This window comes from Cryobacterium sp., assembly GCF_025463825.1.
In the GTDB taxonomy this organism is placed as follows: Bacteria; Actinomycetota; Actinomycetes; order Actinomycetales; family Microbacteriaceae; genus Cryobacterium.
Genome location: NZ_JAODBG010000038.1, coordinates 1 through 16,960, shown reverse-complemented (window position 1 = coordinate 16,960; position 16,960 = coordinate 1). Strand labels below are relative to the sequence as shown.

Below are 16,960 nucleotides of genomic sequence, written 5' to 3'. Positions count from 1 at the left end.
CAGCAGCCCGTCGACGATACCGGCGGGCAGCATGAAGACCATCAGCACCATTGCCACGACACAGTTGATCACCGACAGCGCCAGGCCCCAGAGCCGGTTGCGGAGCACCCCGATCGCCCCGATGATCACTGCCCGACCGTGCTCAGGTCCACCCTGCGCGCCAGCAGCGGGATCAGGGCGAGACACACCCCGAGTTCCATCAGCGCCCCGTGCGCGATCATCAGTACGGCAGCGACGCGATAGCGAATGTTCAGGGTCCCCATACGGGCAGCCTAGGGGCACCGCCACCGCGCGACGCTGGTTCGGTACGTGCAGACGGTCGAAGCCCGCCACGAACGCCCGCCGGCCAACTCAGCTGCCTGTCGCGCTACGCAGGGCTCTGCTCGTCGGCAGGTTCCGGCGGATAGGTGATGGTGGTGCCCTCCACCCGGGCGAAGGAGGTGAGCACATGAGGGGTGGCCTTCTTCGCCGTCATGATGTCCAGCACGGTGACACCCCGCAGCACCAAGGCGTCGCCGATCAGTGACCGGTGGCAGCGCCAGGGCACCGCTTCGGCGCACATGATCGCCACGTCGTTGCCCTGGGCGTGTTGCAGCAGGTCGGTCACGGCGTCGGCGAAGTCAGTGGTCTGCATGTAATCGGCATAGCCCTGGAAGGACTTGTTGCGCCAGCCGCCATTGGGGCTGTCCTTCTGCACGTGCCGCAGGCCGCCGAGGTCCGTCGCCCGCCGATAGGTCAGGCACTCAGCGCGCAGGCCCGCAGCCAGAGCCTCCTCCATGAACTGCGGGTTGTGGCCGGACTTGGCGATCGTGCGCACGTCCACCAGATTCTTCACCCCGTGGGCGGTCAGCAACGCGAGAAATTCCTCGAGCGGATGCGTGGAATGGCCAACCGTGTAGATCGTGAGACCGTCCATGCACCCACGTTACCCAGCCGCCACCGCACGGGCTGCACGAGTTTCGAGCCGGCTCGCGGAGACGGCGATACACTCGCGTCGCGACGGTGGCCCCGCCCGGCTACCGGCACACCGCACTCGGACCGCACCGCCTTCTCCGCCACCAGAAAGCAGGTCGCCATGACCATTCCCCGGCTCCTCCTCGCCATCGCCATCGCCGTCGGCCTCTACATCCTCGGCGCCAACACCGACCGGTTGCGCACCGGTCAGATCATCCGCAGCGCCCGGGCGGCGTGGGAGCACCCGGAGGCGAAGAAGGACCGCAAACGGCTGCAGAAAATCAGCAAGAAGAACGCGAAGAAGATCACCAAGGGCATCTACGACTGAGCGCCGTAAGGACATCGGTCGCAAATGAGGATCCCGGGCGCAATTCCATCCTTCAAGACGCACTATGTCCTTGTTTCGGGGCTGCGGCGACGCCGCTCATCGGGCCGGCGACAATGCGGTCAACGGTCCCGCTAGGCTATGCCGAGCTGCACGAGCAGCCGCGGAAAGTCCACCACCAGGGCATTCCAGACAATCTGGTAGTCGGTGTTTGCATAGTCGTGCGCGAGATAATTGCGCATGGCTCGCAGCTCGGTCCACGCGACATCGGGATGCTGGTCCCGATATCCCTGCGGCAACCTGTCGACCGCCGTCTGTAGGTCAATCACAATGGCTTTCGCCGCCAGCTGCTGAGTGCGATCGGACCGGTCGAAGAACGTCTCACGCCCACGAGCTGTGATGAGGGTGGCGTGCCGAACCAGATCACGGATGTCGGACAACAGCGCGTCCGTTCGGTCGAATTCGTGGGTCACCGCGCCTCACCTCGGCGGTCGTGATCGCTCATAGCGGCACCGCCTCGGCGACGGCTCGGTCCCGGATCGCTCCCTCGGCACGGTCGCTCATCAGGTCGACGTGCACCCCGAGTAGAGTTTCGAGGTCGAGCACGAGACCGGCGGCATCGAGAAGTGAGGCGTCGGGGGCGAAGGTGACGAGCAGGTCGACGTCGCTGCCGACCGTATCCGCGCCCCGGGCGATACTGCCGAAGACCCGTACAGCGCCTGCCCGGCGATGGCCGGCCAGCTCGAGCACACGGTCCCGCTCGCGCCGCAACACGACGGATGGCCGCTCAGCGGTGGCGGCCAGAATGCGCGCGAGTGTCTCGGGGCGAGGCTGCACGCGGCCGGCCTCGTAGGCAGAGAGATTGGGCTGCGGAACCCCCGCCCGCGCGGCCAGCTGGCTCTGCGAGAGGCCGGCCCGCGCACGCGCTTCGAGAATGCGGGTTGACGTGCTCATGCCGAAATTATAGCTCTGCACTATAGGAGGGGTGCGATTGCGGGCTGGTCCGGTCGCACGACGGCGCCGAACTCGGAGCGCTTCAGCCTGGGAACCCGGCAACCACCAGCCGCGCCAAGGCGGAAGACCAGTCGATCCGCTCCTGTTCAAGCCGAACGTTTCCCTCCGCGCGGATGCGGTCGAGCGCGCGCTGTTCGCCCGCGGTCAGGGTCGGATACGTGCCGCCGGCGGCCTTGGGCTCCGGCACCCACAGGTCACGGTAGGCCAGCAGGGTGCCTTCGTCCATGAGCACGCTGGTGACGTTCTCGCAGCCCGACCTCAGGGTGTGGAGGATCGAGAAGCCGTCCGAGTCCAGGTCACCCCAGTAGACCACCCGACCATGCTTGATCCACGGAATCAGCGCGAGCCGGTTCACGCCGTAGCCGCTCCCATGCACGACGACGGCACCGGGCAGGTCGGGCATCGAAAACATGGTCTCGAGATTCTCGAACACGAACACCACCCGGGGGGTGAGGTCGAACGCTGCCAGCTCCTCCACCGGGGCCAGCACGTCCCGCAATCCTCCGGGCCGCAGCGTCGGGTCGAGAAAGCACACCCGCACGAGATTGGGCGCATCGAGGAGCCCGAGCGAGTACCGCCCGGTGACCGCGGCGTGCAGACTCTCCACGATGGCGCGGTGACCCTCGAGCCATTTCGTATCGATCCCGCGGATCGGCAGCTGCCGAATCCGCCAACCGGACGAGGGATGCTCGGCGAGCCACTCGACCACCAACAGCAACGTGGCAAAGTCGGCCTCGGTTAGCTGCTGGAGGGTGCGGCCGTGCGTGCGCACAGCGGCGGCGAGGGCGCCGGCGGATGCCGTCCGATCGATGAAGGCACTGCGCACCTGTGCAGCACGGTCGCGCAGCACCCGCCAGGCGCGCCCGGTCGCAGCGCCGGCGAAGGCTGCGATCGCGTCCGCTCCCCGGAGCAGGCACCGTTCGGGCACGGACTGCGCGCCGACCCGCGCCCATTGCCGACCGCCCCAGGTCACCTCGACCGCGGCAGCGGCGTCGTCAGCCATCTGCCAGGCGCGCACCCACGCGACCGCTCCCGCCTGGTCGGCGAGCGCAGCCCGCTCGGTGGGCGGGTGCAGCACGATCTCCAGCCGGGCATCCTCACCGCCGGCGGCGGCCCACTCGCGTTGGTCGGCCAGCACCCGCTTCAAGGCGCGCGCCCGGGCGTCGGCGACGGTCACCATCCCGCGGGCAGCGACCATCAGGGGTTCGCCTCGTCGCGGTAGACCACCGCGGCCGTGCGCGAGTCCCGCCGGGTGGTATTGGTGATCGACGTGAGGCCGCCCACGTACGGTTCGATCGTTTGCAGCAGTTTCTCCGGCGTGGCCAGAATCATGTGGAAGCCGAACTCCACGAATACGTCCATCGCCATGCGGGTGTACCGGCTGTCGGCCTTGTCGAATGCCTCGTCCAGGATGATGGTGGCGTACGACGGCAGGTCGTCTTCGTCAGCCGCAAGCTGGTAGCGCAGCGCGGCGGCCAGGCAGAAGATCACGAGCTTCTGGCGCTGCCCGCCGGAGAGCCCGGCGCTGGAGTCGTGTACGTTCATCACCCGGCCGGCCAGGTCGATCTCGCTGGCCATGAACGTGACGTGCAGGCGGGTGTCGAGGCAACGGAGCCGCCAGGCAACATCCGCGTGGTCGGTGGACGCGAGGCGCTGCATCAGTCGATTGAGCACCGCGAAGCGCTGTTCGGCGGCGGCGAGGGTGTCTTCGCCCCAGGCGCCGTCGACCACGGTCTTGAGGTCGGCCATGAACTGCAGCACCTCGGGGGCGCGCCGAATCTTCACGTCTATACGCAGGTATCGCTCCACGTCGAAGCGCGACCGGCCGAGCGAGAAATTGACCGGTTCGATGCGGTCGGCCACGAGTTTGGGGGCGTCACGGATGTCCGACGCCAGGTGCCCGATCAGGTCACGGGACTTGTCCCGCAGCAGTTTGAGGAAATTGCTCTCGTGCTCGGGGAGGCCACGCTCCACGATGCCCGCGAGCAGCTCACTGTAACCGGCGCGGTCGTCAATAGACGTGGTCAGGTCCGCCGACGCCGCGGACCAGGTCGTCTTGAACACGCTGGCCCCGGCGACGTATTCCGATTCGGCCCGGCGCAGCATGGCCTGGGCAACGCTCGCCTCCTTGTACAGCGCCTCACTGACCCTGCGGCCGATGTCGCCGATATTGCGGCGGTCGATCTTGCGCAGCACCGACCGGTACCGGTTCTCCAGTCGGGCGGCGTCGATCTCCCGCAGCGGCGCATCCTGCTGCCTGCCCTCAAGGTCGCGGATGAGCTCGGTCACCTCGCGCAAGGTGACCGCGCCCTGGTTGAGATCCAGCGCCTTCGTGCGTGCTTCGGCCTCAGCCTCGCGGACAAGGTCGCGGGCCTGGTTCTCTGCTCCGAGCGCGTGTTGGAGTTCCACGTTGTCGGTAGTCAGGGCCTGCAGTTGCCGGCGGCGCACCCGCACCAGTTCGTCGGCCGCGGCCCGGTCGAGTTCGGTCCAGTCCTGGATCAGCGCCCGCTCGAACACTGTGCGCCTCTTGGTGGCGGCGTCGCGTTCGGATTGCGCCCGGGTCAGGCGCGCGCCGGCCTCCTGTTGGCGCCGCTCTGCCGCGCGGCGGCGTTCGAGCAACAGCTCGGTCTTGGCTTCGTTATCGGCGCCCAGAATCCATTGGGAGCGATCATCGATGCGGTGTCGGTCGTTCTTTTCGTATCGGCGCGCGGATTTCTTGATCTGCCCGCCGATGGTTACCCCGCGGTCGACCCGGTCGAGGTCATCGGGGTGCTCGACGCAGGCCACGTCGAACTCGGCGGCCGTGCGGGCGACCAACCAGTCGTGGAATGGCCCGTCGCTGTACCGGATGCGGTGCAGCAGCGAGTTACCGGTGCGGGCGGCCCGGGGTGGGTCGGCGATGGCCGGCACGGCCTCGAAGACCAGTCGAGTGCCGAGGTTGCGGGACTCCACCCGTCGGCGCACCTCGTGCAGGTAGTCGTCGCGCACCAGCAGCGCGCTGGCGAGGGGGAAGAGCACGCGTTCGATGGCGCCGGTCCAGTCGGCGAACTCCGGCAGCACCTCGATAAGTTCACCGGCGAAGGGCAGCGCCGTCTCTTTCACCCCGAGCTCTTCGGCCAGATCTTTCCGGGCGAGCAGGAGCGCGGCCGGCAGGTTGCTCCGGCGCGTGCGTAGCTCGGTCAGTTCCCGGTCGATAGAACCGAGTTCCTTGCCCGCGGTGAAGTACTGCTGATTGTCATCATGGTCGTGTGCAGGCTCCAGCGCCGACTCCGTGAGCACCCGCCGCGACGACTCCTGAAATTCGACGAACTCTTCGCCACTCTGCGGTGCCGGGTCGACACCCACACCCTTCAGCTCGTCGGCAAACCGGGCATAGTGCTTGGCGATGCGGTCGCCGGATGCGACGGCGTCGGCGACGCGTTCCTGCGCTTGCGCCGCGTCATTGCCGCCGAGCTGCAGCGACCGCCGCTCGGCGGCGCGCAACATCTCGTCGGCATCGTCGCGTGCGGCATCCGCTCGTCGGGATGCCTCGGTAGCCCGCGCCTGCTGCGCCAGCAGCACGCCGCGCTCATCGGCGGCAAGGCGCAGCGTCAGTTGAGTTTGGAACGGCTCGATCAGCGCGCTGAGCCGTTCGGCCTCCGCAGTCGTCGCCGCCGCGGCTTCGTAGGCCAGGATCGACTTCTCGAGCTGCGTGAGATGGTCTGCCTGCTTGCGCAGCTCAACCACATGCTGATGGGCCTGGTTGAGTTCGCCGAACTGTTCCACGGCGTTTTTCGCCCGGGCAAAAGTGGCCGGTTCGTCGAGCATGAAATCGCGGAACAGCTGATCGAGGCTGCCGAGGTTCTTCGCCGACTGGGTCTTGTGTAGCAGATGCAGTGCGTTCTGACTGGTAATGCCCAGCAGGCGCCGCAGCTTGGCGTAGAAGGGGGCGTGCGTTCCGGTGCTCGTCACGACAGCATCGGGCCAGGCGCTCTTGATGCGGCGCATTTCGATACCGGATGCGACGTGCTCTTGAAAATCGAGCAGGCTCACGTCGACCCGGTCGACAAAACAGGCGTCCTTGAGGTCGGTCTTGTCGACGCTGGAACCGCGCAGATGGAATAAGCGGGCCAGCGTGACCGGGGCGTCCCTTTCGTTCTCGAACCGCAGCAGAATTCCGCTCCAGGTGGCGGTCTTGCGCACGTAGGCGCTCACCGCCCGGTCGAGGCTCTCGTCGGCCTCCTTGCTCCACGCGCCGCGCACGTAGCTCACCAGCGTGCGGTCGTCGTTGCGGCTGGTCGAGTCCTGCGCGGCCGCGTTGAAGCGCAGCCACTTGTCGGGGGTGAGAACCGTGCCGATCGCGTCAAGCAGCGAGGATTTGCCCGAGCCGGAGGCGCCGGTGAACAGGTGCCCCTTGCGGGCCACGTCAATCCGATGGTGCCCGCCGAAGGTGCCCCAGTTGAGCAACTCCACCCGGGCCAGCCGCCACTGGCCCACATGAATCGGGCCGGGGCTGGTCGCCTGGTCTGCGGAGCCCGGCATGGTGTCGAGTCCAGGCATCTCCAACATCGTCATGGGGTCATCTCCTCGGTCGGGTCGAGCGCGGCGCCATCCACATCGTCGACCTCAGCATCGTCGACACCACCGACATCCGAGGGGTGCGCCGGGCGTCTCTCGGCGATGCGTCGGTACTCCCCGCCGAGGGCCGCGATCTGCTCGGCACCCACGATCAGTCTGAGCACCGGTGAAATCTCGGCACGGTCCTCGGCGCCGGCCTGGTGGATCACGCGCAGGGTGTTCTTCATCTTGAGCCAGGTGGAGTTCAACCGTTTGTTGAAGTCGCTCTCGTCCCGGTCCTCGGTGCGGTACACCCGCAGCTGCTCGAAGACCTCTTCCTGCCCCACGATCACCCGGCCGTCGCCCTCCCCGGCCAGCAGCATCTGCCGCAGCACGAGCAGCATGGCGGTGTCGAGAAAGGTGAGGGCCGCGGTGCGCACGGCACTGGGCACTTTGAGCTCGGTCGTGCTCACATTGCGCACGAATGCGAACTCTCCCACGCGGTCTATGACCAGCTCAAGAAACAGCTCATGCAGGCGCGAGCGGATGCCTGCCTCGTCGCTGAGCAGCGCCGACCACAGCGCCGGCGCGTTCACCCCGGAGAGGTAGGGGCCCTTGATCAGTTCGAGCAACGCCCGCCGCGCCTGTTCGCCGATCACGCCGGTGTCACCGGGCCAGAGCGCCAAGCTCGACGCCGCATCCGGATCGGAGCTGACGTCGGAGCCGTAGCGGAGTTCGCCGGCGGTCGCGCGAGTGAAGTCGGTCACAATAGTCTCCCCGTGAAACGGTAGATGGGAATGTCGGCGGCCCGGGTCACGAGGTCGGCGCCCTGCCAGCGCACGGTCTCGCTGCCGTCGAGAGTGGTGCCCTGGTTCGCGGCGAGGGTGAGCAACCCCACTACGCTCGCCACACCCTGGCTGGCCGGATGCCGCTCGAGCACGTCGCCCACGGTGCACTGCTCCACCTCGGCCAAAACGGCATTCACGTTCTCGGTGAGCTCGGCAAAGTCGATCTCGGTGGCGCGGGCCAGGGCGCGGAGCGCTTCGAGGTCCGCGACGCCCGCCACGTGCTCCACAATCGGTGCGCTCGCGTCGAGGTCCGCAGGGTCGTGCAGCCGGATGGCTCCCACACTGCCGAGTGCCACTGCCGATAGCTCGAGGTGCAGGGTGGTGGGCTGATAGGGTTTCGTGTGCCCGGATGCCTCGACGCCGGCGGCCAGCGCGGTACGCAACAGGCCACGCAGCACCCGGTCGCGCTGGTAGTCCTGCGACTGCACGTACCGGCGGAGCCCGCGGGCGAACGCGGTGATGACCTCGTGGATCTCGCCGCTGTGGTCTTTGAGGGTGCCGATGAATCGGCGCAAATAGCGCCGTTGGGCCGGAGTGAGCTCTCCGGCGAAATCACGGTCGAGCACCCGGGCGATGTCATCGTCAAAGGCGCTGCCGACAGCGGGGTCAAGTACGAGAGCGGAGAACCCGGCGAAGCTGCGGCCCTCGTCGGACTCGCCGATGAGGTCGACGCCGCGGAACACCTCGTCGAGCACCGTGCGTTGGCTGTCGTCGGATTCGACGATGCGGGCTCGGAGGTCGCGGTTCAGCCGTTCGAACTCGGCGCGCACCCGGGCGAAGTCCGACGGGATCTCCTCGGCTTGGGAGAGGATGTCCCGAATCCGTTCGAGCGCGCGGGCATCGTCGAGGGTGTCCAGGTCGCCGGACTGGATGCGTTCGATCTGCGCGTCGATGCGGTCCCGCTCGGCGTGCAACTGCTGAAGGCGCCGGGTGGCATCCGGGTCGGTCTCCATCGCCAGCTGGCCCAGTTGAGCGCCGATGCTCGCCAACCGGGATTCGGTCACGGTCTGCCGGGGCGCAGCCAGCTGCTCCAGGAATCGGATCGCGCCTAAAGCTCCCGGCGAGAGTTCGAAGGTTTCACCGCGGGCCGCATCGGCGGGCCGCCGGGTGAGGAACCCGGATTTTCGCCATTGGGCACAATAGCCCTGACCGTTCAGCGGCAGGCTGAGCCCGTGTGCGCGCAGTCCCTCCAGATCATGATCGATGCGTTCGTGCAGCTCGTCGGTGGGCAACCGCCGGTCCTCCCCGCCGAGATGTTCGTTGAGCAGGGCCGCAATCACCGGCGCGTTGTCCGCCCGCAAGAGTTGCCAGGTCGCATCCGATTCGAGCAGGTGCCGAAGCGCATGTGTCTGGCTGAGTGCGGACACGCGGCGAATCTCCTTCGGTAGCGTCGGGAGGAAACGAGAAACCAAGCCCCCGCTGACATCATGCAGCATTACTGCGACATGAGGGATCCCCACCCCTGTGTCGCGGCCGGTGGTGTCGTGTGTGGCGGCCTCAACTCGCCGCAGGGAATTGACCGCTCGGCCTCCACGATGGGTCCTGGGCGGGTCAGTGGAGGATCTCCCCCAGCGTCGTCCCCAGCAGCCGCGCCGACTCCTGGTACTTGGCCGTCAGGCGCGCGCGGGTCTCCGGCGGCAGTTCGGCCTGCCGCTCCGGGTTCGCGTTGTGCGCGAGGTCGGCGAACTTCACGGTCATCGCCAACGGGTCGGCGGCCACCCGGGCCATCGACTCGGCGAGCGGTTCCCCTTTTCGCTTCGTCACGGCATCCACTGCGCGCACGAGGTGTTCCGCGAAACCCTGCGCCCGTAGGTCGTCGAGCGTGACGTCGGTGTCTTCCACCACGTCGTGCAGCACTGCCACGATCTTCTCGTCGCGGCCGTGCACCTTCGCCATCACGCCGAGCGGATGCTGGATGTAGTCGATCCCCAGCTTGTCCGTCTGCCCCGCATGCGCCGCGGTCGCCAGCGCAATGGCCGCCGCCAGGCCCCCGGGAGCCGCGTCCTCGCTCCCCGCCGTGTTCTGTCCGGCGCGAGCACCCTCGATACCCAACGTCACCAAGTCTGCTCCACGCAGCCCCGGCCACCCGTGCACAATCTGCAGCCACTCCGCCGGCACCGCCGACGCACCCCACCGGGCACCCACCAGCCCGCCGGCAATCGCCGCCACGGTGTCCGTGTCCCAGCCGCCCCGAACCGCGCCCTCGAGCGCCATCCGCAACTGCGTCCCATCCGTCGCCGGCGCGGAGCTGATCGCCGACCACGCCGCTTGCAACGCCTGCACCACCCCGCCGTTCTGCTCGAAGTGCGCCGGCGGATGCAGCTCCGCCTCGGCCATCAGACCGGCCCACCGCTCCCGGCGCTCCCCCGGCAACGCGTCCAGGCCCACCCGCACATCCAGCTTCCCCGCCAGCACCGCGTGCCGGATCGCCAGGCACCACAGCACACAGGCGTCCCCGGCATCCGCTTCCACGTGGGTGAGATCGCTGATCGCCCGGGCCGTCGCCGCGAGCCCGGCCGGGTCGTCGAGGTACGCCAGCGCCACCGGCGCCGTCCGCATCAGCGACCCGTTGCCGGCGCTACGGCCGTTGCGGTCGTGATGCGCCCGAGCGGCCGCCCTAACGCCCGCGGCGGTGGGCACGGCGCCGCCGAGCACGGCGCGCAGCTGGATGCCCACATCGGGGGCGGTGCGCGCCCACTCCACCCACTCGGCGACGATGTCATCGAGCACCCGGTCATCGGCCAGGTCCCGGCCGGCGGCGATGGCCCGGGCGATCGGCACGGCCATCGAGGTGTCGTCGGTCCACTCGCCGGGGGCCCAGTCGAACTGGCCGCCGCCCACCATGGTGACCACGGTGCCCTCCGGCAGGGGCGGGCCGAATTCGTAGCCGGCGCCGAGAGCGTCGCCGCAGGCCATGCCGAGAAGTACGCCGGCGGCCCGGTCGGTCTGTGCGGTGGTGAGTGTCATGCCAACCCCTCGTGGTCGAACCGATCTCTTCGACCGTATCGCGGCACAGGCCCCGACCACCACCATGCTCTGGACCGACCGGGAGCCGCGGACGGCGTAACAAAAGGGCAACGTCGTGGCAATTTTCCGGTTCCTTCGGTCACAGTAGTCAGGCGCGTTCCTCGCACCGGTACTGTGGCCCCCACCGCGAAGAACTCGTGGAGGCCGACATTCGGTCCGGCCTCCTCGTCCCGTCGAAAGGAACCGCATGTCTGACAACACCGCGCAGAACGTCCACGACCTCGTTGAGGACACCGTCACCAAGGCCACCGACCTGGCCGGCCAGGCCCGCACCGTGCTCGACGACACCGTCGCCGACGCCAAGGCCGTCATCAGCGACCTGGACGACAACACCGCAGCCGCCCTTGCAGCGGCGCGTGAGTACGCCGTCGACACCCTCGACAAGGTCTCCGCCGCCTACAAGAGCAACCCCGCCCGGGCGCTCGCCTTCGGTTCACTCGCGCTCGCCGTGATCGCCACCGTCGCGACCCTCATCACCAGGCGCCGCTGAGCCCGCCGCGCACCACCCGCCCAATTGCCCCACCTCGACGCGAGCGCTGACACCCGCGCGGGTGGCCCGGCGCGGGTGGTCCGGTGCGGAAAGCGCCGCGCCTGAGCTCCTCCCGCGCCGGCTTTTCGCCTTCCGCGGGCCGCGCGCCACTTCGCGGGCAGCGCGCCACCCGCGTAGCGGCGCCTGACCCGCGTGACGGGCGCGCAGGGTCGACACCGCGTGAAACCGACGGTCAGACACCCCCAAAGCAGGGAAACTTGTGGTCAACGCCCCTATCCACCGGCAATGCGCAGGCACACCCACTAGTGTCCGGATCATCGCGAGATGTCGCTATTAGGGGGATGCACATGTCCAAGGGAACAACGGCCTTCGTTTTGGTCGGGCCGAGTGGGGTCGGCGCCTTCCATGATCCGCTCTGGCGCGTGTGGGGAACCGCCCAGCTTGTCGAGGGCGGCAGCAACGGGCCGTACTGGCTTACCGCGCCCGGCGGTCACAACGATGACGGAGCGGGCCCGGAAAGTCTTGTCATCGACAGCGACGACCCACAGATCGTCGCCCGTTCGGTGGTGGCGCTCCTGGCTGCCAGCGTGGGTGACGACGCTTTGATCGCCCACCTCGAGCGGGCCGGCCTGATCACGGTCGCCGACGGACGCCGGGTCATCAGATCGCCATGGCACCTCTCCGGCGCCGACCTCGACGAATGCGCCGAGTCGCTCTCGGTGCGCATCGGCATCGTGCGGTTGGCGGAGCGCAGCGCACTGGATGACGAGTCCGTCATGGCGCTGCGCTCGTGGGGCTTCACCGTGGACGAGTTCACACCGACACCGGCAGCTTAGATATCGCCGCAGCCGCTGGCATCATCTCCGGGGCGCGCATCCGACCAATGTGCGCCCTCCGTCATGACGGCGCGATGATTCCCGCGACCACGAGTAGCCCCAGCAGCGCGGTCAGCGTCGCCGCAGCTCCCACTATCCACACCCGACGGTGCTCGCCCCGCGGCGAGCGCCGCATGGCCAGAACTGTCGCGAACACGAGTCCGGCGGCCACGGGCAGGAACGCGAGTTGCCGCGGCAGGGTGTCCAGCGGCAGCAGCCGGTCGGCCCCGTACAGCGCGAGCACCAGCGCCGGGATGCCCAGTCCGAGCGACGCGACCGCCGCCAGGGTGTTGAAGCTGGACTGCGCATCCGCTTCGCATGAGCTCGACACCGACGCGGCGGCCGACAGCAGCGCATGCACCGCCACGGACTCCGCGTCCACCTGCCGGCCGAGCTCCATGCACTGCCGGATCGCCGCGTCGTGCAGGCGCATCCCGGACCGGGTGAGCGCGGTGGCCGGTTCGAACACGGTGATGATGGCGGGGTCCTGCAGCACCCGGTGCGAGTGGTACGCCGCCCGGTCGGTCAGGTGCACCCAGAGTCCCTCGCGCACGGTCTCCCGGTTGCTGTCGGCGACCCGGCCGAGGATGATGCCGAGTTGCAGCAGCGCGGACACCACGGATGCCTGAGACCCCTGGGCGGTGGACCGGGTGCTGGTCTCGGCCAGTTCCAGTTCGAGGCTGTACCGGGTCTCCCGCAGGTCAGCCACCGCGTTGCGCGAGACGTCGGCGAGATCCTTGGCCAACCGGGCGGCGAGGAACTCCAGGTCGGTATCGTCGCCGGCGGCCGGCGCGCCGAGGTTGCGGCCGAGCTGGGCGGCCAATGCGGTCGTGGCGGCCGAGAGGCTGTCGGCATCATCCGCTTCCGCCGAGCGGAGCGGCGCAAAGCACCAGGAGGCTTCCGGCTTGGCCCACAGGCCGTGCAGGAACACCTCGAAGGCAACCTTCTGCGGCCCGCTCACGACCACTCGGAGGTTGCCCGCGGCCACGTACTCGATCCCGGCCACGTCGAAGGCGCGTAGCAGGGGAACCACCCGCACCACGCTGCGCCGGCCCGCCACGCCCAGGTGGTCGCGCAGGATGCGCGCCGCCATCGACTTCTGGCTCACCCGGTCCGGCTGATGCGAGATCGTGACGACAACGGGCACGGCAGCGGCCGGCGTTCCCACTTCAGTGGGTGAGGACATGCCCCAAACCTAGTGGTCCTGTAAGACTGTCTCCCATGCGCCCGGCACACACCGAACAATCCGAGACTCCCGGCTCGGGATCCGTCACCACGCCGACCGAGGACGCGACCGAGACGCTCGCCCAGACGCGTACCCGCATCCTGGCGACTTTCCGCACCCGGCGCGACCTGGTGCGGTGGAGCGCTGTCTCCGAGTACGTCGACCAGGCCTTTGGTGGAGTGCACGAGCTACGTGGCGCGGCGAAAACCTGGGGCAGCGCCGCCCTTATCCCCACAACCGAGAAGGCACTTGCCATTGTCGTGAAGGTGGCGGTGCGTGCCGACGACTCCAACGGCGAGATCGGCGGCCTGGCAGATGCACTACTCGAGCTGCACGCCGAGCTGTGCAAGGCCGCGCCGCCGAAGCCGGCCGTGCTCGTGACGTGGCTCATCGACTTCGGCTTCGACGGCTCGCAGGACTACTTCACACCCGACATCGCGGAATACGCGGATGCGCTGGGCTCACCCGGCCTGGCCCTGCTGCGCGAACGGCTGGACGCAGTCGAGGCGGCGCTTCCCCCGCAGATCAAGGAGTGGGACTCGACCCGTTCGCTGATCGACCGCTACCGGGAGCGGACGGCGGTCGCGGCCGGTGACCCCGACGAGGTCATCGCCGTCTTCGGCGAGCTGACCCGCTCGTACCGCCTGCACGATGTGGCCAGGGCCCTGGTCGAGGTCGGCGCCGTCGACCGGGCCATCGCTTTCGCCGAACGCGCCACCCTACTCGAAGGTAGCTGGCACGCCGAGCGTGCCGGCCGCTACTGGTGCGAGCTCCTGCATGACGAGGGGTCGCATGACGCCGAACTCGCCGCCCGGCACATCGTCTTCGACCGCTGGCCGACGGCGAAGAACGCGCTGGCACTCGCCCAGGCAACAGACCAGAAGAACAGCACCGTGGCGTGGAGCTCGCTCGCCGAGTCGGTCTACGCGAAACTCGAGACGCAACATCCGAGCGAGTTGATCACCACGCTACTCGGCCGAGGACTCGTCGAACGTGCCTGGGAGGCCGCGGAACGGCTCACGACGGATATGACTATCTGGACCACGCTCGTGGCCGCACGGGAGAAAACCGATCCGGCAGCGGTCGTCCCGGCGCTCATCTGGCTCGTCCGCGCCGACTTGGAAGTCTCGAAACCCCAAAACTACATGTCCGCGGTCGGCCGCCTGAAGCAGCTGCGCCGGGCATTGACGGCGACGGATGCCGCGGACCAGTTCCCGCTCATCGTCGCGGAACTGAGGGAACAGAACCGACGCCGGCCCACCCTGATCCAAGCGTTCGACCGCGCCGGGTTTTAGCGTGGCGCCTCGCGTTCTAAGGAATAAGTGACGAGAAAAGGACGGAATCAGCAACGGTGATCCTTATTTCCGGCCGTTGTCCTTTTCTACGCCCGTCGCTCGATTACCTCGGCCGCCGCAACCGGATCGGCCCCTTCGCGGTTGACGGGTCGACCACCGAGCCGCCCTGCGTGATCTCCAGGTCGCCGCGGGCGACCATCCGGCGCGCGGCCCGGCGGGCCGGTTCCATCAGGTCACGCCAGTTCTCGTCGCCGATCGCTCGCGCCGCATCGGACGGGCAGATCGTGGCATCCTGGGCCCGCTTGCTGAGCAGCGTTGCGATGGTCTCCTCGAGCTGCAGGTCGGTCTGGTTCACGCCATGGGCGCGGCAGGCGCCCGAGCAGTACGTCACCGCATCCCAGTTGCCGGCCCACTTCGCGCGCCACTCGATCCGTCGACCGCACGAGGCGCAGGTCTTGTCCGCCCGGTCACGGACATCAGGATCGGGGGTTGCCGGGTGACGGTGTGCCATGCCTTCTATCCTGCGCGATCACACGGATGCGCGCCACGACAACGGCGGATGGCGCGCCTTCATCGGGTGGTGCGGCTCACCAGCGTCGACGGCTCTTCGGAACCAAGCCGGCCAGCACCGCGGCTCCGCTCAGGCAGCACACCGCTCCGGTCGGGCCGCCGACCCCGTCGCCCGCCGGCCCGGCAAGAAGCAGGATGCCGAGGCCGATCAGAGCGGCTCCACCGCCAAGGCGCCAGGCCAGCCGGGCCTTCGGGGTGAGCTCGCGTCGCGTCGCCCCATGCTGCCGCGGTAGCCCCCGAAGCGGCGGGTTCGGGTCCTGCAACGCAGGTCCCTCAATCACCTGGCCTCGTTCGTTCACCCACTGGCCCGTTCCGACTTCCGGGCAGTGCGCGTGCACGCTGTCACTGACCGGAGCGAAGTCCGCCGGCCAGCCCCGGTACATCGCCTTCGGCACGCTCACATTGAACTCCACGCGGCCATCCGGCCAGCAGGCGTCGTAGCGCACCATCCGCACCGGGCGGCGCAGCCACCTCGAGGGGCCGTTGAAAGCGGTCGCGCGAGCGGCGACGGGCAGATCGAGGGTTCCGGGCATAGACAGATGGTCACACGGCGTCGGCCGCGCCACCTCACCGAGCCTGACCGTGCGCACCAAAAATCGGTTCGGCCGTGACGAATTGCCCGGCGTGAACCACTCATAAGTGGAGCCGCACCCTCGCGTGGGCGCAATAACCGCTCCGCAAGGCCGTTCACCGCTAATCCGCTCGACAAAGGACTCTCATGACTGACAACACCGACAAGCCCGCCCACGACCTCATTGACGACACCGTGAAGAAGGCCGGCGAGCTCGCCGACCAGGCGCGCCACGCCGTCGACGACACCGTCGCCGCAGCAACGGAGGCCGTTCGCAAGCTCGACCTCGACGGCACTGCCGATACCGCCATCACGTCGGTCCGCGTGCTCGCTGCCGAGACGGCCGACAACGTCACCTCCGTCTACAAGCGCCACCCCGCCCTGGTCATCGCCCTGGGCTTCCTCGCAGCAGCCGCGATCGCGATCTTCGCCAAGCGCCGCTAGTGTCGTCGGGCTCGGTCCGTTCTTCGCGGGCCGAGCCCGCCGCCCGCAGCGCAGCACCGGTCGCGCCGTTTCTGGCCGTGCGCGGGCAAGGCGCCGCTTCGCGCCCGGCGCGCCACCCGCGAAGCGGCGCCTCACCCGCGCGACGCAATCCCCAGCTGCGCCAGCATCCGAGGCCCAGCGGCACGCACCGGGCCGGCGCCGACTCGTCCATCGGGATGGCGGCGAACTCGCGCGCATGACTGCCGGCCTTCGCACCGGTCCTCCAGCGGATGGTTCTACGCTGGCCCCATGAAGATCAACGGCGTCCTCGCGGGTAGGGACCAGAGCCGGTGACGACCACCGGGCACCCGCGAAAAACGCGACCGCTGTTTGTCACGCTCGTCGTCGTGACCGATCTCATCGCGCTCGCTATTGCCTTCTGGCCGATGTTGATCCTCGGCCTCGGGTTCCAGGCCATCGGCGCCACGAACGGCTGGTGGCCGGGTGACCCCAACTCGAACGACGGCGAAGCGGTCTTCGCCACACTCGTCGGATCAGTCGGCCTGGCGCTGGTCTTGATCGCCGCAGCGATCCCGGTGGCACTGGTTTCCCGGCAGCAGCACCAACCGGTATTGCGCTCGACCGTGCGCAACACCCTCTACCTGCTCGGCGCCTGCCTAGTGATCGGCATCCTGACCTTCTTCCTGTGACCGATATGCTCGCGAGTAACTAGTTCGGGGGACATATGTCGGCAGGCGGCTCGGCCTGGAGTGAGGCCACGCGTCAACTGGCGCTTTCGGAAGCGCA

General features: G+C 68.5%; 18 protein-coding genes. 6 read left to right on the top strand and 12 right to left on the bottom strand.

Annotation, left to right across the window (positions count from 1 at the left end):
• Positions 1 to 125 precede the first annotated feature (125 nt).
• Together JWP54_RS04740 and JWP54_RS04735 are read right to left on the bottom strand one after the other, a co-directional pair.
• On the bottom strand, positions 126 to 263 hold the full coding sequence (locus JWP54_RS04740) for a hypothetical protein (RefSeq protein WP_297368032.1): 138 nt from the start codon (positions 261 to 263) through the stop codon (positions 126 to 128).
• A gap of 104 nt (positions 264 to 367) precedes the next feature.
• Complete coding sequence (locus JWP54_RS04735) at positions 368 to 916, bottom strand: DUF488 family protein (protein WP_297368030.1); 549 nt, start codon at positions 914 to 916, stop codon at positions 368 to 370.
• 159 nt (positions 917 to 1,075) lie between these two features.
• On the opposite strand from JWP54_RS04735, the gene JWP54_RS04730 reads away from it, so the two are divergent.
• Entirely contained in the window at positions 1,076 to 1,282 is a 207-nt protein-coding gene (locus tag JWP54_RS04730) for a hypothetical protein (RefSeq protein WP_297368027.1), read from the top strand.
• Between the two features lie 131 nt (positions 1,283 to 1,413).
• On the opposite strand, the gene JWP54_RS04725 is transcribed toward JWP54_RS04730, so the two are convergent.
• The 7 genes from JWP54_RS04725 to JWP54_RS04695 form a co-directional block, all read right to left on the bottom strand.
• Complete coding sequence (locus JWP54_RS04725; protein ID WP_297368024.1) at positions 1,414 to 1,752, bottom strand: HepT-like ribonuclease domain-containing protein; 339 nt, start codon at positions 1,750 to 1,752, stop codon at positions 1,414 to 1,416.
• A gap of 28 nt (positions 1,753 to 1,780) precedes the next feature.
• The gene (locus JWP54_RS04720; protein ID WP_297368021.1) at positions 1,781 to 2,233 is read right to left on the bottom strand and encodes a helix-turn-helix domain-containing protein; all 453 of its coding nucleotides are present in this window, start codon (positions 2,231 to 2,233) and stop codon (positions 1,781 to 1,783) included.
• An 82-nt stretch (positions 2,234 to 2,315) separates the two neighbouring features.
• Positions 2,316 to 3,491 carry a DUF3322 and DUF2220 domain-containing protein gene (locus JWP54_RS04715; protein WP_297368018.1) on the bottom strand — a complete coding sequence of 392 codons (1,176 nt, stop codon included), beginning with the start codon at positions 3,489 to 3,491 and terminating at the stop codon, positions 2,316 to 2,318.
• Complete coding sequence (locus JWP54_RS04710) at positions 3,491 to 6,847, bottom strand: ATP-binding protein (protein ID WP_297368016.1); 3,357 nt, start codon at positions 6,845 to 6,847, stop codon at positions 3,491 to 3,493. The genes JWP54_RS04715 and JWP54_RS04710 overlap by 1 nt, the downstream gene beginning before the upstream one ends.
• Positions 6,844 to 7,596, bottom strand: a complete 753-nt coding sequence (locus JWP54_RS04705; RefSeq protein ID WP_297368013.1) for a DUF4194 domain-containing protein — start codon at positions 7,594 to 7,596, stop codon at positions 6,844 to 6,846. The genes JWP54_RS04710 and JWP54_RS04705 overlap by 4 nt, the downstream gene beginning before the upstream one ends.
• Positions 7,593 to 9,044 carry a DUF3375 domain-containing protein gene (locus JWP54_RS04700; protein WP_297368010.1) on the bottom strand — a complete coding sequence of 484 codons (1,452 nt, stop codon included), beginning with the start codon at positions 9,042 to 9,044 and terminating at the stop codon, positions 7,593 to 7,595. Before JWP54_RS04700 ends, JWP54_RS04705 begins: the two co-directional genes overlap by 4 nt.
• Positions 9,045 to 9,228: 184 nt before the next feature.
• Entirely contained in the window at positions 9,229 to 10,644 is a 1,416-nt protein-coding gene (locus JWP54_RS04695) for an ADP-ribosylglycohydrolase family protein (protein ID WP_297368007.1), read from the bottom strand.
• Positions 10,645 to 10,891: 247 nt separating this feature from the next.
• Here JWP54_RS04695 and JWP54_RS04690 point away from each other — a divergent pair, with 247 nt between their 5' ends.
• On the top strand, positions 10,892 to 11,194 hold the full coding sequence (locus JWP54_RS04690; RefSeq protein WP_297368004.1) for a hypothetical protein: 303 nt from the start codon (positions 10,892 to 10,894) through the stop codon (positions 11,192 to 11,194).
• 347 nt (positions 11,195 to 11,541) lie between these two features.
• The gene (locus tag JWP54_RS04685; RefSeq protein WP_297368001.1) at positions 11,542 to 12,030 is read left to right on the top strand and encodes a hypothetical protein; all 489 of its coding nucleotides are present in this window, start codon (positions 11,542 to 11,544) and stop codon (positions 12,028 to 12,030) included.
• Between the two features lie 61 nt (positions 12,031 to 12,091).
• On the opposite strand, the gene JWP54_RS04680 is transcribed toward JWP54_RS04685, so the two are convergent.
• Positions 12,092 to 13,255 (bottom strand): hypothetical protein, encoded by a 1,164-nt coding sequence (locus JWP54_RS04680; protein WP_297367998.1) that lies wholly within the window; start codon positions 13,253 to 13,255, stop codon positions 12,092 to 12,094.
• A gap of 35 nt (positions 13,256 to 13,290) precedes the next feature.
• Here JWP54_RS04680 and JWP54_RS04675 point away from each other — a divergent pair, with 35 nt between their 5' ends.
• Positions 13,291 to 14,589 (top strand): DUF6880 family protein, encoded by a 1,299-nt coding sequence (locus tag JWP54_RS04675; protein ID WP_297367995.1) that lies wholly within the window; start codon positions 13,291 to 13,293, stop codon positions 14,587 to 14,589.
• Positions 14,590 to 14,692: 103 nt separating this feature from the next.
• Here the strand turns inward: JWP54_RS04675 and JWP54_RS04670 are convergent, their stop codons facing one another.
• A complete protein-coding gene (locus JWP54_RS04670) occupies positions 14,693 to 15,100 on the bottom strand; it encodes a DUF3253 domain-containing protein (RefSeq protein WP_297367992.1) in 408 nt (135 codons plus the stop codon).
• A gap of 76 nt (positions 15,101 to 15,176) precedes the next feature.
• Positions 15,177 to 15,692, bottom strand: coding sequence for a hypothetical protein (locus JWP54_RS04665; protein ID WP_297367989.1), 516 nt, complete (start codon positions 15,690 to 15,692; stop codon positions 15,177 to 15,179).
• Positions 15,693 to 15,877: 185 nt separating this feature from the next.
• On the opposite strand from JWP54_RS04665, the gene JWP54_RS04660 reads away from it, so the two are divergent.
• Together JWP54_RS04660 and JWP54_RS04655 are read left to right on the top strand one after the other, a co-directional pair.
• Complete coding sequence (locus JWP54_RS04660) at positions 15,878 to 16,174, top strand: hypothetical protein (RefSeq protein WP_297367985.1); 297 nt, start codon at positions 15,878 to 15,880, stop codon at positions 16,172 to 16,174.
• Between the two features lie 329 nt (positions 16,175 to 16,503).
• Entirely contained in the window at positions 16,504 to 16,863 is a 360-nt protein-coding gene (locus tag JWP54_RS04655; RefSeq protein ID WP_297367982.1) for a hypothetical protein, read from the top strand.
• Positions 16,864 to 16,960 lie beyond the last annotated feature (97 nt).

Coding starts and splice junctions, on each gene's coding strand:
- JWP54_RS04740 (WP_297368032.1), bottom strand. CDS start 263: ATGGGGACCCTGAACATTCGCTATCGCGTCGCTGCCGTACTGATGATC.
- JWP54_RS04735 (WP_297368030.1), bottom strand. CDS start 916: ATGGACGGTCTCACGATCTACACGGTTGGCCATTCCACGCATCCGCTC.
- JWP54_RS04730 (WP_297368027.1), top strand. CDS start 1,076: ATGACCATTCCCCGGCTCCTCCTCGCCATCGCCATCGCCGTCGGCCTC.
- JWP54_RS04720 (WP_297368021.1), bottom strand. CDS start 2,233: ATGAGCACGTCAACCCGCATTCTCGAAGCGCGTGCGCGGGCCGGCCTC.
- JWP54_RS04715 (WP_297368018.1), bottom strand. CDS start 3,491: ATGGTCGCTGCCCGCGGGATGGTGACCGTCGCCGACGCCCGGGCGCGC.
- JWP54_RS04710 (WP_297368016.1), bottom strand. CDS start 6,847: ATGACGATGTTGGAGATGCCTGGACTCGACACCATGCCGGGCTCCGCA.
- JWP54_RS04695 (WP_297368007.1), bottom strand. CDS start 10,644: ATGACACTCACCACCGCACAGACCGACCGGGCCGCCGGCGTACTTCTC.
- JWP54_RS04690 (WP_297368004.1), top strand. CDS start 10,892: ATGTCTGACAACACCGCGCAGAACGTCCACGACCTCGTTGAGGACACC.
- JWP54_RS04685 (WP_297368001.1), top strand. CDS start 11,542: ATGTCCAAGGGAACAACGGCCTTCGTTTTGGTCGGGCCGAGTGGGGTC.
- JWP54_RS04680 (WP_297367998.1), bottom strand. CDS start 13,255: ATGTCCTCACCCACTGAAGTGGGAACGCCGGCCGCTGCCGTGCCCGTT.
- JWP54_RS04675 (WP_297367995.1), top strand. CDS start 13,291: ATGCGCCCGGCACACACCGAACAATCCGAGACTCCCGGCTCGGGATCC.
- JWP54_RS04670 (WP_297367992.1), bottom strand. CDS start 15,100: ATGGCACACCGTCACCCGGCAACCCCCGATCCTGATGTCCGTGACCGG.
- JWP54_RS04665 (WP_297367989.1), bottom strand. CDS start 15,692: ATGCCCGGAACCCTCGATCTGCCCGTCGCCGCTCGCGCGACCGCTTTC.
- JWP54_RS04660 (WP_297367985.1), top strand. CDS start 15,878: ATGACTGACAACACCGACAAGCCCGCCCACGACCTCATTGACGACACC.